Source organism: Streptomyces sp. NPDC041068, assembly GCF_040647455.1.
Taxonomy (GTDB): domain Bacteria; phylum Actinomycetota; class Actinomycetes; order Streptomycetales; family Streptomycetaceae; genus Streptomyces.
This window is the reverse complement of record NZ_JBEZCG010000005.1, coordinates 196,229-209,730: the sequence shown is the minus strand read 5'-3', so window position 1 is coordinate 209,730 and position 13,502 is coordinate 196,229. Positions and strand designations below refer to the sequence as shown.

The 13,502-nt window shown below is 69.8% G+C and carries 11 protein-coding genes; 4 read left to right on the top strand and 7 right to left on the bottom strand.

Features of this window, described 5'->3' with window-relative positions; translation table 11 throughout:
• Window positions 1-21: 21 nt before the first annotated feature.
• The 5 genes from AB0B50_RS13340 to dnaK form a co-directional block, all read right to left on the bottom strand.
• Window positions 22-537 carry a hypothetical protein gene (locus AB0B50_RS13340; protein WP_362329659.1) on the bottom strand — a complete coding sequence of 172 codons (516 nt, stop codon included), beginning with the start codon at window positions 535-537 and terminating at the stop codon, window positions 22-24.
• Window positions 538-663: 126 nt separating this feature from the next.
• Window positions 664-1,113, bottom strand: coding sequence for a helix-turn-helix domain-containing protein (locus AB0B50_RS13335; protein ID WP_362329656.1), 450 nt, complete (start codon window positions 1,111-1,113; stop codon window positions 664-666).
• Window position 1,114: 1 nt separating this feature from the next.
• Complete coding sequence (gene dnaJ / locus AB0B50_RS13330) at window positions 1,115-2,308, bottom strand: molecular chaperone DnaJ (RefSeq protein ID WP_362329653.1); 1,194 nt, start codon at window positions 2,306-2,308, stop codon at window positions 1,115-1,117.
• Window positions 2,309-2,353: 45 nt separating this feature from the next.
• Window positions 2,354-3,037, bottom strand: coding sequence for a nucleotide exchange factor GrpE (gene grpE, locus AB0B50_RS13325; RefSeq protein ID WP_362329650.1), 684 nt, complete (start codon window positions 3,035-3,037; stop codon window positions 2,354-2,356).
• On the bottom strand, window positions 3,037-4,908 hold the full coding sequence (gene dnaK / locus AB0B50_RS13320) for a molecular chaperone DnaK (protein ID WP_362329647.1): 1,872 nt from the start codon (window positions 4,906-4,908) through the stop codon (window positions 3,037-3,039). Before dnaK ends, grpE begins: the two co-directional genes overlap by 1 nt.
• Window positions 4,909-5,263: 355 nt before the next feature.
• Here dnaK and AB0B50_RS13315 point away from each other — a divergent pair, with 355 nt between their 5' ends.
• Both AB0B50_RS13315 and AB0B50_RS13310 read left to right on the top strand, forming a co-directional pair.
• The gene (locus tag AB0B50_RS13315) at window positions 5,264-7,546 is read left to right on the top strand and encodes a (Fe-S)-binding protein (protein ID WP_362329644.1); all 2,283 of its coding nucleotides are present in this window, start codon (window positions 5,264-5,266) and stop codon (window positions 7,544-7,546) included.
• A gap of 102 nt (window positions 7,547-7,648) precedes the next feature.
• Window positions 7,649-9,088 (top strand): VCBS repeat-containing protein, encoded by a 1,440-nt coding sequence (locus AB0B50_RS13310; RefSeq protein WP_362329641.1) that lies wholly within the window; start codon window positions 7,649-7,651, stop codon window positions 9,086-9,088.
• A 162-nt stretch (window positions 9,089-9,250) separates the two neighbouring features.
• On the opposite strand, the gene AB0B50_RS13305 is transcribed toward AB0B50_RS13310, so the two are convergent.
• A complete protein-coding gene (locus AB0B50_RS13305) occupies window positions 9,251-10,168 on the bottom strand; it encodes an MBL fold metallo-hydrolase (protein WP_362330400.1) in 918 nt (305 codons plus the stop codon).
• 154 nt (window positions 10,169-10,322) lie between these two features.
• Between AB0B50_RS13305 and AB0B50_RS13300 the strand changes: the two genes are divergently transcribed.
• Window positions 10,323-10,967 carry a response regulator transcription factor gene (locus AB0B50_RS13300; protein ID WP_362329638.1) on the top strand — a complete coding sequence of 215 codons (645 nt, stop codon included), beginning with the start codon at window positions 10,323-10,325 and terminating at the stop codon, window positions 10,965-10,967.
• A 54-nt stretch (window positions 10,968-11,021) separates the two neighbouring features.
• Here AB0B50_RS13300 and AB0B50_RS13295 read toward each other — a convergent pair whose 3' ends face one another.
• On the bottom strand, window positions 11,022-12,227 hold the full coding sequence (locus AB0B50_RS13295; protein ID WP_362329635.1) for a histidine kinase: 1,206 nt from the start codon (window positions 12,225-12,227) through the stop codon (window positions 11,022-11,024).
• 335 nt (window positions 12,228-12,562) lie between these two features.
• Between AB0B50_RS13295 and AB0B50_RS13290 the strand changes: the two genes are divergently transcribed.
• The gene (locus tag AB0B50_RS13290; protein WP_362329632.1) at window positions 12,563-13,384 is read left to right on the top strand and encodes an AfsR/SARP family transcriptional regulator; all 822 of its coding nucleotides are present in this window, start codon (window positions 12,563-12,565) and stop codon (window positions 13,382-13,384) included.
• The last annotated feature ends 118 nt before the right edge of the window (window positions 13,385-13,502 follow it).

Genomic DNA, 13,502 nt, shown 5'->3' with positions numbered 1-13,502 from the left:
AAGCCGGGCCAGTGAGGGCGCTCAGGCCCCGTCCCCCTCGATCCACTCCCGCAGCAGCGCCTCCCTCTCCGCCGTACGCGGAGTACCGCCCTCGTGGCGGCGGCCCCAGGTCGACATCGCGGAGAGGGTGGTCAGGAGCGTGCCCGCGCCTTCCGTGAGGCGGGCGAGGAGGTCCTGGGAGAGGTCGCACTCCGTCTGGGAGTAGCCGACCGCGGCCGCCGTGTACGCCGTCAGCTCCGTGTCCTCGCCCTCGGGGCCCGTGATACGGACCGTCATCGTCGGGGCCTCGTCGCCGCCGCCGAGGCCCACCGTGAGGACCATGTCGACCGCCGCGCCCACGTGCCGCTTCAGGGACTTCACCGGGACGTCGTCGACCGCGAGGCCATGGACGTCCTCCCACGGCCAGACGCCGGACTGCCGGTCGCCCAGGGCCACCACGCCCTCCGGTGTCAGTCGCACCCCGGCGGCCAGTCCGGACGGCTTCGCGCCCAGGTAGATGTCTCCCTCGGCGATCCAGAACAGCCCCACCATGGCCATGGTCAGCTCAACTCCCCGTACCCGCGCACGTATCTGCGCCCACATACCGATACAGGGCCGGGAGGTTGTCACCTCCCGGCCCTGTATCAGATTACCCAGGCTCCAAGATCTGCCGATCCCGGAAACCTACTGGTCCTGCGACCTCTTGGGCCGCCACACCACCAGCGCGCTCGCCTGCTGCACGTCCTGGTAGGGGACGAGATCGCGGCGGTACGAGGCGTGCACCGCCGCTTCACGTTGCTGCATGGCGGCGGCGGCTCCCTCCACGGCCGCGGAGAGCTCCGCGACACGCGACTGAAGCGCCGCGACCTGGTTCTCCAGCTCGATGATGCGCTTGATGCCGGCGAGGTTGATGCCCTCCTCCTGCGACAACTGCTGCACCGTGCGGAGCAGTTCGATGTCGCGGGCGGAATAGCGTCGGCCGCGGCCCGCGGTGCGGTCCGGGGAGACCAGGCCCAGGCGGTCGTACTGCCGCAGGGTCTGCGGGTGGAGGCCGCTCAGCTGGGCGGCCACCGAGATGACGTACACCGGCGTCTCGTCGGTGAGTTGATACGGATTTCGACGACGGCCGTCCATCTCATGCTCCCTTCGCGGCCTGGAACAGTTCTGCCCGCGGGTCGTCGCCCGCAGTCGCCTTGCGGTAGGACTCCAGGGCTTCCTTCGCGGAGTCGGAGAGCGATGTCGGGACCGACACCTCCACCGTCACCAGCAGGTCGCCCCTCGTGCCGTCCTTGCGGACCGCGCCCTTGCCGCGCGCCCGCATGGTGCGGCCGTTCGGCGTGCCGGGCGGCAGCTTCAGGGTGACGGCCGGTCCACCGAGCGTCGGGACCTTGACCTCGCCGCCCAGCGCCGCCTCGGGATACGTGACCGGCACCGTGACCGTGAGGTTGTCGCCCTTGCGGCCGAAGACCGGGTGGGACTCCACGTGCACGACCACGTACAGGTCACCGGCCGGGCCGCCCCGCTCACCGGGACCGCCCTTGCCGCGCAGCCGGATCCGCTGGCCGTCCGAGACGCCCGCCGGGATCCGCACCTGCATCGTGCGGGACGACTTCGCGCGGCCCGAGCCCTTGCAGACCTCGCACGGGTCCTGGGCGATGAGCCCACGGCCCTTGCAGTCCACGCACGGGTCGGTGAGGGAGAACCCTCCGCCGCCGCCCCGCGAGACCTGGCCCGTGCCGACGCAGGTCGGGCACACGCGCGGCGTGCCGTTCTTGTCGCCGGTGCCGGAACACGCCTTGCAGGGCGCCTGGGAGGACATGCGGAGCGGCACCGTCGCGCCGTCCACCGCCTCCGTGAAGTTCAGCGTGACCTCGGACTCGATGTCCTGGCCGCGCCTCGGCTGCGTACGCGTGCCGGATCCGGCACCCGCGCCGCCGCGGTTGAACAGGCCCCCGAAGACGTCACCGAGACCGCCCCCGAAGCCGCCGGCGCCCGCTCCACCGCCACCCGGGCCGCCGCCTCCGAAGAGGTCGCCCAGGTCGAAGTTGAACGAGCCGCCGGCGCCTCCGGGGCCCTGACGGAATCCGCCGTTGCCGAAGAGAGCACGCGCCTCGTCGTACTCCTTGCGCTTCTTGGGGTCGCCGAGGACGTCGTTCGCCTCGGAGATCTCCTTGAAGCGCTCTTCCGCCTTGGCATTGCCCTTGTTGGCGTCCGGGTGGTTCTCGCGGGCGAGCTTCCGGTACGCCTTCTTGATCTCGGCTTCGGTGGCGTCCTTGGGGACGCCGAGGACCTTGTAGTAGTCCTTCTCGATGAAGTCCTTGGTGCTCATCCCCGACGTCCCTCCTCTCTCGTCAGTGCAACGTCAGGTGCAACGTCAGCCCTCGTCCGGGCCACCGTTGTCCTTGTCCGCCGCGTCGGCCGACTCGTCGGCCCCCTCGGCAGTCTCACCCTTGACGGTCTGCGCGCCCGGCTGCGGCTCGGCCACGGCCACCCGCGCGGGGCGGATGGTGCGCTCGCCGATGCGATACCCCGGCTGCAGGATCGCGACGCACGTCGTCTCGGTGACGTCCGGTGCGTAGCTGTGCATCAGGGCTTCGTGGATCGTCGGGTCGAAGGGCTCGCCCTCCTTGCCGAACTGCTGCAGCCCCAGCTTCGCGACGACCGTCTCAAGGGACTCGGCCACCGACTTGAAGCCGCCCACCAGCTCGCCGTGCTCACGCGCGCGGCCGATGTCGTCGAGGGTCGGGAGGAGCTCGGAGAGGAGGTTCGCCGAGGCGATCTCCTTCACCGTCACCTTGTCCCGCTCCACCCGGCGGCGGTAGTTCTGGTACTCGGCCTGCAGCCGCTGGAGGTCGGCGGTGCGCTCGCTGAGCGCCTTCTGTGCCTGGTCCAGCTGGGCGGTCAGGCCCGCTGTCTTCGCTGCGTCCCCGGCCGGGGCCGCCGGGCCCTCCTCGGTGGAGGGCTCGGCGGCCTTCGGCGCCGCGTCATCAGGGGTGGCGCCGGAGGGGACGTCGGGGTTCTCGGCGTTGTCGCCGGGGCCCGGGGTCTCCTCGGTCATCAGGCGGCGCCGCCCTTCGCGTCACCGGGCTTCTCGTCGTCGACGATCTCGGCGTCGACGACGTCGTCGTCCTTGGACATGTTCGGGGCCTCGCCGCCCGGGGCAGCGCCCTCGGGACCGGCGGCGGCCTGCGCGCCCTGGGCGTCGGCGTACATGGCCTGGCCCAGCTTCTGCGAGACGGCGGCGACCTTCTCGGTGGCGGTGCGGATCTCGGCCGTGTCCTCGCCCTTGAGCTTCTCCTTCAGCTCGGTGACGGCTTCCTCGACCTCGGTCTTCACATCGCCCGGGACCTTGTCCGCGTTGTCGCTGAGGAACTTCTCCGTCTGGTAGACGAGCTGCTCGCCCTGGTTGCGGGACTCGGCGGCCTCGCGGCGGGCGTGGTCCTCCTCCGCGTACTTCTCGGCCTCTTCGCGCATCCGGTTGACCTCGTCCTTCGGCAGCGAGGAGCCACCGGTGACGGTCATCTTCTGCTCCTTGCCCGTGCCGAGGTCCTTCGCGGTCACGTGCATGATGCCGTTGGCGTCGATGTCGAAGGCGACCTCGATCTGCGGGACACCGCGCGGGGCCGGCGGCAGACCGGTCAGCTCGAACATCCCGAGCTTCTTGTTGTACGCCGCGATCTCGCGCTCGCCCTGGTAGACCTGGATCTGCACCGACGGCTGGTTGTCCTCGGCCGTCGTGAAGATCTCCGACCGCTTGGTCGGGATGGTCGTGTTGCGCTCGATGAGCTTGGTCATGATGCCGCCCTTGGTCTCGATGCCAAGCGACAGCGGGGTCACGTCGAGGAGCAGGACGTCCTTGACCTCCCCCTTGAGGACACCGGCCTGCAGGGCGGCGCCGATGGCGACGACCTCGTCCGGGTTCACGCCCTTGTTGGCCTCGTTGCCACCGGTCAGTTCCTTGACCAGGTCGGCGACGGCCGGCATACGGGTGGAGCCACCGACGAGAACGACGTGGTCGATCTCGGAGAGCTGGATGCCCGCGTCCTTGATGACGTTGTGGAACGGCGTCTTGCAGCGCTCCAGGAGGTCGGACGTGAGCTGCTGGAACTGGGCGCGCGTGAGCTTCTCGTCCAGGTGCAGCGGGCCCTCGGCGGAGGCCGTGATGTAGGGCAGGTTGATCGTGGTCTCCGTGGAGGAGGACAGCTCGATCTTGGCCTTCTCGGCCGCCTCGCGCAGGCGCTGGAGCGCCATCTTGTCCTTGGAGAGGTCCACGCCGTGGCCGTTGTTGAACTGCTTGACCAGGTAGTCGACGACGCGCTGGTCCCAGTCGTCACCACCGAGGTGGTTGTCGCCGTTCGTGGCCTTCACCTCGACGACGCCGTCGCCGATCTCGAGGAGCGAGACGTCGAAGGTGCCGCCACCGAGGTCGAAGACCAGGATGGTCTGGTCGTCCTTGTCGAGGCCGTAGGCCAGGGCGGCGGCGGTGGGCTCGTTGACGATGCGCAGGACGTTCAGACCCGCGATCTCACCGGCCTCCTTGGTGGCCTGGCGCTCCGAGTCGTTGAAGTACGCCGGGACGGTGATGACCGCGTCGGCGACCTTCTCGCCCAGGTAGGCCTCGGCGTCGCGCTTCAGCTTCTGGAGGATGAACGCGGAGATCTGCTGGGGGTTGAACCCCTTGTCGTCGATGTCCACCTTCCAGTCGGTGCCCATGTGGCGCTTGACCGACCGGATGGTCCTGTCGACGTTGGTGACCGCCTGGCGCTTGGCCACCTCGCCGACCAGCACCTCGCCGTTCTTCGCGAAGGCGACGACGGACGGCGTGGTCCTGGCGCCTTCGGCGTTGGTGATGACGGTGGGCTCGCCGCCTTCGAGAACGCTGACGACGGAGTTAGTCGTGCCCAGGTCGATGCCGACCGCACGTGCCATTTCGATTCCTCCAGATGACTTCTTGAGTGGATCTGGCTCAACCATGCCTCAGCGCTTCGCTGGAGTCAACAGAGCTGAGTCAGGGGGGCTCAACTCTTATCCGCTGCTTACGCGCAAGTCGGGGCGGGAGAGGATCGATGCTTGCCTGCGGGCGCGTCGTGGCTTGTCGCGCAGTTCCCCGCGCCCCTTCGGGGCACGGACCGGCAAGGGTTGCCTGAGCGACGCAGATCACCGCCTTGCTGGCTACAGTGCGGCGAGTTAAGTGGGTAGTCTCAGACGGACTGCATAAGTTACCGCTTAGTAATCAGTCGTAGTCCGCTACGAAGTCCCGCCTCGCAGGCCCGAGGAGCCCCCAATGCAACTCGCCGCGATCATCGTGTCGCTGGTCCTAATCGCGGTCGGCGTCGCGCTGTTCGGCCGTGCCATCCTGCAGATCGTCCAGCTCATGCGGCTCGGTCAGTCGGTGCCCGCCGGCACCAGGACCGACCTCCCCCTCCAGCGCACCCTCACCGTGGTCCGGGAGTTCCTCGGCCACACCAGGATGAACCGGTGGGGCATCGTCGGCTTCGCGCACTGGTTCGTGGCGGTGGGCTTCCTCACGCTGCTGCTGACCATCGTCAACGCCATCGGCCAGCTCTTCAAGGCCGACTGGATCCTGCCGATCATCGGTGACTGGGCGCCGTACAACATGTACGTCGAGTTCATGGGCACCATGACCGTGCTCGGCATCCTGGTCCTGATCGTCGTACGCCAGCTGAGCAAGCCCGGCAAGCCGGGGCGCAAGTCCCGTTTCGCGGGGTCCAAGACCGGCCAGGCGTACTTCGTCGAGACCGTCATCCTCATCGTCGGCGTCTGCATCTTCCTGCTGCACGCCCTCGAAGGCGCCCAGCACCACGTGGACGGCTACGAGGCCTCGTTCTTCATCTCGTACCCGGTGGTCTCCTGGTTCGAGGGCATGGACGCCTCCACCCTGCAGAACCTCACGTACTTCTTCGCCGGGCTGAAGATCGCGACCTCCTTCATCTGGATGATCACGGTCTCGGTCAACATCAACATGGGTGTCGCCTGGCACCGCTTCCTCGCCTTCCCGAACATCTGGTTCAAGCGGAACGCGAAGGGCGAGACCGCTCTCGGCGAGCTGCAGCCGATGACCTCCGGCGGCCAGCCGATCGACTGGGACGACCCGGCCGAGGACGCCGTCTTCGGTGTCTCCCAGGTCGAGCAGTTCTCGTGGAAGGGCCTGCTGGACTTCTCCACCTGCACCGAGTGCGGCCGCTGCCAGTCGCAGTGCCCCGCGTGGAACACCGGCAAGCCGCTCTCGCCGAAGCTCCTGATCATGTCGCTGCGCGACCACGCGCACGCCAAGGCCCCGTACCTGCTCGCCGGTGGCGGCAAGTCCATGGAGGGCGAGGAGAAGGCGAGTGAGGAGCAGCTCAAGGACGTTCCCGCGGCCGCCCTCGCCGAGGCCGAGCGGCCGCTGATCGGTACGCACGAGGAGAACGGCGTCATCGACCCGGACGTCCTGTGGTCCTGCACCACCTGCGGCGCCTGTGTCGAGCAGTGCCCGGTCGACATCGAGCACATCGACCACATCGTCGACATGCGCCGCTACCAGGTGATGATCGAGTCCGCGTTCCCGTCCGAGGCGGGCACGATGCTCAAGAACCTGGAGAAGAAGGGCAACCCCTGGGGCCTGGCGAAGAAGCAGCGCCTGGAGTGGCTCAAGGAGCTCGACTTCGAGGTGCCGGTCGTCGGCAAGGACATCGAGGACCTCACCGAGGTCGAGTACCTCTACTGGGTCGGCTGCGCCGGCGCGCTGGAGGACCGCGCGAAGAAGACCACCAAGGCCTTCGCCGAACTGCTCAACATCGCGGGCGTCAAGTTCGCGATCATGGGCGGCGACGAGAAGTGCACCGGTGACTCCGCCCGGCGCCTCGGCAACGAGCCGCTGTTCCAGCAGCTCGGCCAGGAGAACGTCATGGCGCTGAACATGGCCTTCGGCGAGGAGTACGACGACGACGGAAAAGTCACCGAGGAGTCCAAGAAGCCTCGTACGGCCAAGAAGATCGTCGCCACCTGCCCGCACTGCCTCAACACGATCGGCAACGAGTACCCGCAGATCGGCGGCGACTACGAGGTCATCCACCACACACAGCTGCTCCAGCACCTGGTGGACGAGGGCAAGCTGGTCCCGGTGACGCCGGTCGAGGGCATCATCACGTACCACGACCCCTGCTACCTGGGCCGTCACAACAAGATCTACACGCCGCCGCGCGAGATCATCGGCAAGGTCCCGGGGCTCAGGAACGAAGAGATGCACCGGCACAAGGAGCGCGGCTTCTGCTGCGGCGCCGGTGGCGCGCGCATGTGGATGGAGGAGCGCATCGGCAAGCGCATCAACACGGAGCGGGTCGACGAGGCACTCAGCCTCAACCCCGACATCGTGTCGACGGCGTGCCCCTTCTGCCTCGTGATGCTGACCGACTCCGTCAACGGCAAGAAGAACGACGGCAAGGCCAAGGAGTCCATCCAGGTCGTCGACGTCGCCCAGCTGCTGCTCGACTCCGTGAAGACGCCGGTCGACCCGGCCGGTGACGAGGAGTCGGCGGACGCGCCGGAGCCCGAGCCGGTCAAGTAGACACGAGCCGAAAGCAGTTCAGGCCGGTTCCGCCCTCGGGCGGGACCGGCCTGTTGCGTGGAGGCGGCCGGTCCGTGATCCACGCGTGCGTACGTTGACCTCATGCGTCCAGGTCCGGGTCCAAGTCCAACTCCAAGCCCAAGTCCAAGTCCGGGGATACGTCGGGGCGTCCTCGCCACGTGTGCCGTACTGCTGCTCTCCTCCTGCACAGGTCCGGGGGACGGCAAGGGCGGGGACGGCCGGGAGGACGCGCGGCGGCCGGCCGCGGGCAAGGCCGCCGAGAAGCCGCGCGAGGGCGACCTGAACGGCGACGGGTACGACGACATCGCCGCCGTCACGTCCGGACGCCTCGTCGTCGTGTACGGATCGAAGCGCGGCGCCGACCCCGAGACCCGCACGGTGGTGCGGCTGCCGGGGCCGAGTGGCAGGGGCGGCACGTATCCGCGGACGCTGCTGCACCGCGACGACCTCGACGGCGACGGGTTCACCGATCTGGTGGCGACGCCGGCCGACGGGCGGCAGTGGGCGCTGTGGGGCGGCGCGCGCGGTGTCACCGGGCCGCGCGAACTGGCCACGGGGAAGCAGCGGGTGCGCGATCTGGACACGTCCTCCGTCGACTTCGGCAGCGTCGGCGACTTCGACGGCGACGGCAGCGCGGACGTCTTCCGCCTCGGGGAGCCGGACGCGACGGCGGGGCGCGTGCACTTCGGTCCTTTCGGGCGGGACGGGAAGCCCGCGCGCGAGAAGGAACTCGACGAGCAGCTCCCGAAGGACAGCCTGCCGTACCGGTCGACCTCGGCCGACTACGACGGCGACGGGCGCAGCGAGCTGACGGTGTGGCTGCGGTGGACCGACCCCGACATGGAGGGCGACGGCGTCAACTACGGTCGGGGCGCCCACCATTACCGGGGCTCCGAGGACGGGCCGCGGTTCGTGCGGGGCTCGGGCGACCGCACAGGGGAGCTGTACGCGGGCACCCCGGCCGACGTCGACGGGGACGGCGACGACGAGCTCCTGTCGGCCGGCTACGACTCCTACACCGGCAAGCTCGGCGTCTCGGTGAACCGGGCGCCGGGCGGCAGCGATCCGCGCGGCGTCTCCTTCGACCGCGTACCCGGCCTGGAACCCCGAACCGGCAGCGGCCTCACCAACCGCACCGTCGGGGACGTCGACGGCGACGGCAAGCAGGACCTGGTGTTCGGCATGCCCGAGGGCAACAACAGCCACGGCCTGGTCGTCCTCCTGCCCGACATCGCCCACGCGGGCCCCGGCACCCGTCTGCGGACCGTCGACCTGGAGTCCCCCGGGGTGCCCGGCGCCAACCGCGAACCCAACCCCGAGGACACCACCTACGTACGGCACCGGCTCAGCGTCCTTGGACCCCTGCTCGACGTGGACGGCGACGGGCGGGCGGACGTCGTCGCGGGACCCCGGGACGGCGTGAAGAGGACCGGCCTGTGGGTGTTCCCCGGCAGCCCTTCGGGGCTCGATACGCGCGCCACGCGCCATGTCTCCCTGGACGAACTGGGCTTCGGAAGCTGAGTCGTCGACCGGGACGGACCGACGGCCCGGCGTCCGAGCCCCGGTCCAGAGGTGCTCCAGTGGGCTGAGCGAGGTTGGCGGGAAGCGGCCGGGGGGGACCTGGCGTGCCCCGTCCGGGACGCGCCTGCCCGGCCGCCCCCAGCGGACAGAGCAGGAGGTGGCTCAGGCGTGACAGGCCGGAAGCCCGCCGTGGAAGTCCATCATCTCGCCGAAGAGCGCCGTCATGTCGACCGGGCTCCCGGGCTCGGCGCCGCGCTCCTCGGCGATGGCGCGGTGCAGATTTGGTACCAGACGCTCGGAGTCCAGCCACCCGGCGTACGGCCCGAGGTCCGTCTCCCGGGCGATGGCGACGGGGGACAGGTCCGCGGCCATGGCCTGCCGGGCCAGTTCGCGCACGTACCGCAGATACCGCTCGGCGTCGTCCAGGAGTTCGGGGCCCGCGACGGGGCCGTGCCCGGGGACGACGGTGCGCGGCCCCAGCTCCCGCAGGGCGGCCAGCGCGTCCAGCGACCCCCGCACCGACCCCATGGGCACGAAGGGCGTCACTCCGTTCATCACCAGGTCGCCCGCGAACAGCACCCGCTGCTCGGGCAGCCAGACCACGGTGTCGTTGCTGGTGTGCGCGGGACCGAGGTGGATCAGCTCGGCCCGGACGCCGCCCACGTGCAGGGTCAGCCGGTCGGTGAAGGTCAGCGCGGGCGGCACCAGGTCGATGTCGCCCCAGCACACGTCGGGCCACAGCCCGGTCAGGTGCAGCCCGGCCTGGGTCATCTCCGTACGGGTCCGCTCGTGACCGACGACCAGCGCCTCGGGGAAGACGAAGTTGCCAAAGGTGTGGTCTCCGTGGAAGTGGGTGCTCACCAGCGTGCGGGGGGCGGCCGGGGCCACCTTCAGGACGGTCGCGCGCAGCGCGCGGGCGCGGGCCTCGGTGGCGGCGGTGTCCACCAGCGCCGCCTCGCCACCGGAGACGATGATCCCCGCGTTGTTCAGACACCAGCCCCCATCAGGCTGGACGTATCCGAACACCCCGTCCGCGACCTCCTCCAGGCGGGCTTCGATCCCCTGCATCACATCAGCCATACCGGTCTCCTCAAGCATGTCGTCGATCTCGCTCATGGTCGGCTCAGCGGATGGAGCCCGGCTGGAGCGGGCGACGGCGGCGCCCGCTCCGACGATTGCGTGTAATGGCCTTGGACTATGCTCGCGACAGCAGATCTGGGGGGTATGCGGGGCTGTGATACGAGTTCTGTTGGCCGAGGACGAAAGTCTCATTCGCGGGGCTTTGATGATGCTGCTGCGCTCCGAGAACGGGGTGGAGATCGTCGCGGAGACGGGCGAGGGTCGTGCCGTGTTGCCACTTGCCCTCAAGCATCGGCCGGACGTGGCCGTACTGGACGTCAACATGCCGGACATGAGCGGCCTGGACGCGGCGGCCCAACTGCGCGAACAGCTGCCCCAGTGCCGCATCCTGCTGGTCACCAGCCTCGACCGGCCGGGGGTGATCCGGCGGGCCATGGACCTGAGCGTGGACGGCTATCTGCTCAAGGACACCCCGCCCGACGAGTTCGCCCAGGCCATTCACGCGGTGGCGGCGGGGCGCCGGGTGGTGGACTCCACGCTGCTGATGGACGCCTGGCGCAGCCCGCGCAATCCGCTCACCCCGCGCGAGACCGAAGTGCTCCAACTGGCCGCCGCCGGGCACTCCGTGCCGGGCATCGCCGCGGCCGTGGGGCTCTCGCTGGGCACCGTACGCAACTATCTGAGCAACGCCGTGTCCAAGCTCGGGGCCCGTACCCGGCAGGACGCGGTGCGCCTGGCGCAGGAGGCGGGCTGGCTGCTGCCGGTCTCCTCGGGCGCGGACCGGCAGCCGGCCGACTGACGGGGCGGGGCGGGACGGGGCAGCGGCCGGAACCCGCCGCCGCCCCGGTGGGTCTCACACCCGTACGTCCGCGGCGACCTCGGGGCAGCCGCCGCTCTCCTTCTGCAGGTTGCACAGCGCCCGTTGCCGGTCGCCCGGCAGCGTCGGACACATCACCGTGAGGGTGAACCACCCCGTGTGCGAGACCGCCACCCTGCACCGGCCGCCTATGCTCGCGGTGCGCAGCGAGAGGTTGCGCAGCCCGGCCCCTTCGCGCGGATCGCCCGCGCCGTCACGCCGCACTCCGTCGTTGCCCATCGTCAACACCGTGCTGCCGTCGTGCAGTTGGCGCAGCTGGATGCGGCAGCAGGTGGCGTCGCTGTGCCGCAGCAGATTGGCCACTCCCTCGCGGACGGCGATGGCCAGCACCTCCGCCGCGTCCCTGTCGGGCGGCGGGGCTTCGTTGTTCAGCACCACCGCAACGCCCGCGTCCGTCAACAGCAGCCTGGCGTACTCCAGTTCGTCGCGCACCGAAAGATCGCGGTAGCCGCGCGCGGTGGCCCGCAGTTCGGCCAGCGTCTCGCGGCCCAGGCGCACCACGTCCCTCAACTGCCGCCGGGCGCACTCCGGTTCCCGGGACAAGGTCCTGGCCACCGTCTCGCACTTGAGGGTCACGGCGGTCAGCGGGCTGGCGAACCGGTCGTGCAGCTCACGCGCGATCTCCTCGCGCTCCTCCTGCCGGGCCCGGCGCTCCAGCGCGAGGAGTTCGGCCCGGCGCTGCGCACTGCGCCGCAACCCGTCCATCACGACGTGCACCACAAGACCGATCACGACGGTGACCGACGCGGTGATCCAGGGGTGTGGGCCGCGCGGCACCGCCGACTGCTCGGAGGCCCACGAACCGGCGGCCACCGTGCCGAACGCCGCCCAGCCCAGCCAGCGGCGGCCCAGCAGGGTCACCACACTGCCCGCCAGGAACCCGGCCGTACCGGGCCAACTCACGTGCCACACCAGTGCCGGTACGAAGGTGAGCACCGCCTGCAGTGCGAGCGTGGCCGCCCCCCACTTGCGCACGAATCCGTCCAGCGCGGGCGAGCCGTGCACCCACTGCAGAGCCAGCAGCCCGGCCAGACACAGCAGCCACCGACAGGAATCCGGCCAGCCGGAAAGCGCCGGGGACTCCCCGTAGCAGAGACCGATGAGCCCAAGTCCGCACTGCAGACCCGGAATTACGGCCCCGGACGGCCAGGCCAGGTCTCGTAATCGGGCATTGCGCTCCATGTAATCCCCCTCCGCTGCACATGAAACCCTCCTCGTTTAACAGCATACGTAGCACTGTGTCCGCACTATGGCGGCTGAGTTAATTCATTAACTATCAAGTTTTTGACGACCTGATGACACGTGCACGGCCGCATTGCCGTTGCCCGGTTTGCACCGAGTGAACCGCTTGGCCATATGCGAAATTCACAGGTACCGCGCGGGGGAATTCACGGCGCGGCTCATGGCGGCCTCACTGGGCGCACGCTCGCCGCCGGTGCGATGCTCCAGCACGTCACCCCAGAAGGTTCGGACCAAGAGTCGGACCACGAGGTCGCCAACAGATCGGAGTCACAGCCGTGCAGGTAGCAGTTCTGGGCCCGCTGTCCGTCCAGTACCACCAGGAATCGATCGTTCCGACCGCGGGCAAGCCGCGTCAGGTCCTTGCGCTGCTCACCCTCCAGGCGGGGCGCACCGTCCCCAAGGAGACGCTGATGGAGGAGATATGGGGAGCGGCCCCGCCGCGCAGCGCCGCCACCACCCTGCAGACCTACATTCTCCAGTTACGCCGTCGCATCACGGCGGCGCTGCCCCGTGATGCGACGCTGCGCGCCAAGGACGTGCTGACCACCTCGTTCGGCGGCTACCGGCTCGCCGTCGAGCCCGCGGCACACGACCTCTACAGCTTCCGCGACCTGGTCGTCGGCGGCACCGCCGCCATGGAGGCGGGCGACGCCCGGCAGGCCGCCGTGCTGCTGCGCGACGCGCTCGCCCTGTGGCGCGGCCCGGCGCTCGCCGACATCCCGCACGGTCCGCTGCTGCAACTGGAGGCCATCGGCATGGAGGAGGACCGCATGCAGGTCCTCGAACAGCGCATCCGGGCCGATCTGATGCTGGGCCGCTATGCCTCGCTCATCTCCGAACTGCGCATGCTGACGGTGCGCCACCCCCTGAACGAGAACCTGAGCGCCCACCTGATGACCGCGCTCTACCACCTGGGCAGCCCGTGGCGCGCCCTGGACGAGTTCCGCAGGCTGCGCGAGACCCTCGCCGGCGAGCTGGGCGTGGAGCCGACGCCGCGGCTGCAGCGGCTGCACCAGGCGGTCCTCGGCGGCGACGTGTCCGGCATCCAGCGCTCGGCGGGCCTTGCGGGGCTGCCGGGCGCGGTGCTCAGCAGGTAGGGCCTCGACAGCCGGCACTTCTGTGCGGGCCTCCTCCCTCGGTGGGTGCTCGGCGCCCGTGCGGCCGGATGCGGCCACCGTGCCGGGCCCGGCCGGACCACCCTGGCGCACCCCGCTG

Excerpts from the sequence above, each read along its gene's own strand:
- dnaK (WP_362329647.1), bottom strand. The coding sequence starts at position 4,908 with ATGGCACGTGCGGTCGGCATCGACCTGGGCACGACTAACTCCGTCGTC.
- AB0B50_RS13335 (WP_362329656.1), bottom strand. The coding sequence starts at position 1,113 with ATGGACGGCCGTCGTCGAAATCCGTATCAACTCACCGACGAGACGCCG.
- dnaJ (WP_362329653.1), bottom strand. The coding sequence starts at position 2,308 with ATGAGCACCAAGGACTTCATCGAGAAGGACTACTACAAGGTCCTCGGC.
- AB0B50_RS13340 (WP_362329659.1), bottom strand. The coding sequence starts at position 537 with ATGGCCATGGTGGGGCTGTTCTGGATCGCCGAGGGAGACATCTACCTG.
- grpE (WP_362329650.1), bottom strand. The coding sequence starts at position 3,037 with ATGACCGAGGAGACCCCGGGCCCCGGCGACAACGCCGAGAACCCCGAC.
- AB0B50_RS13315 (WP_362329644.1), top strand. The coding sequence starts at position 5,264 with ATGCAACTCGCCGCGATCATCGTGTCGCTGGTCCTAATCGCGGTCGGC.
- AB0B50_RS13305 (WP_362330400.1), bottom strand. The coding sequence starts at position 10,168 with ATGGCTGATGTGATGCAGGGGATCGAAGCCCGCCTGGAGGAGGTCGCG.
- AB0B50_RS13295 (WP_362329635.1), bottom strand. The coding sequence starts at position 12,227 with ATGGAGCGCAATGCCCGATTACGAGACCTGGCCTGGCCGTCCGGGGCC.
- AB0B50_RS13310 (WP_362329641.1), top strand. The coding sequence starts at position 7,649 with ATGCGTCCAGGTCCGGGTCCAAGTCCAACTCCAAGCCCAAGTCCAAGT.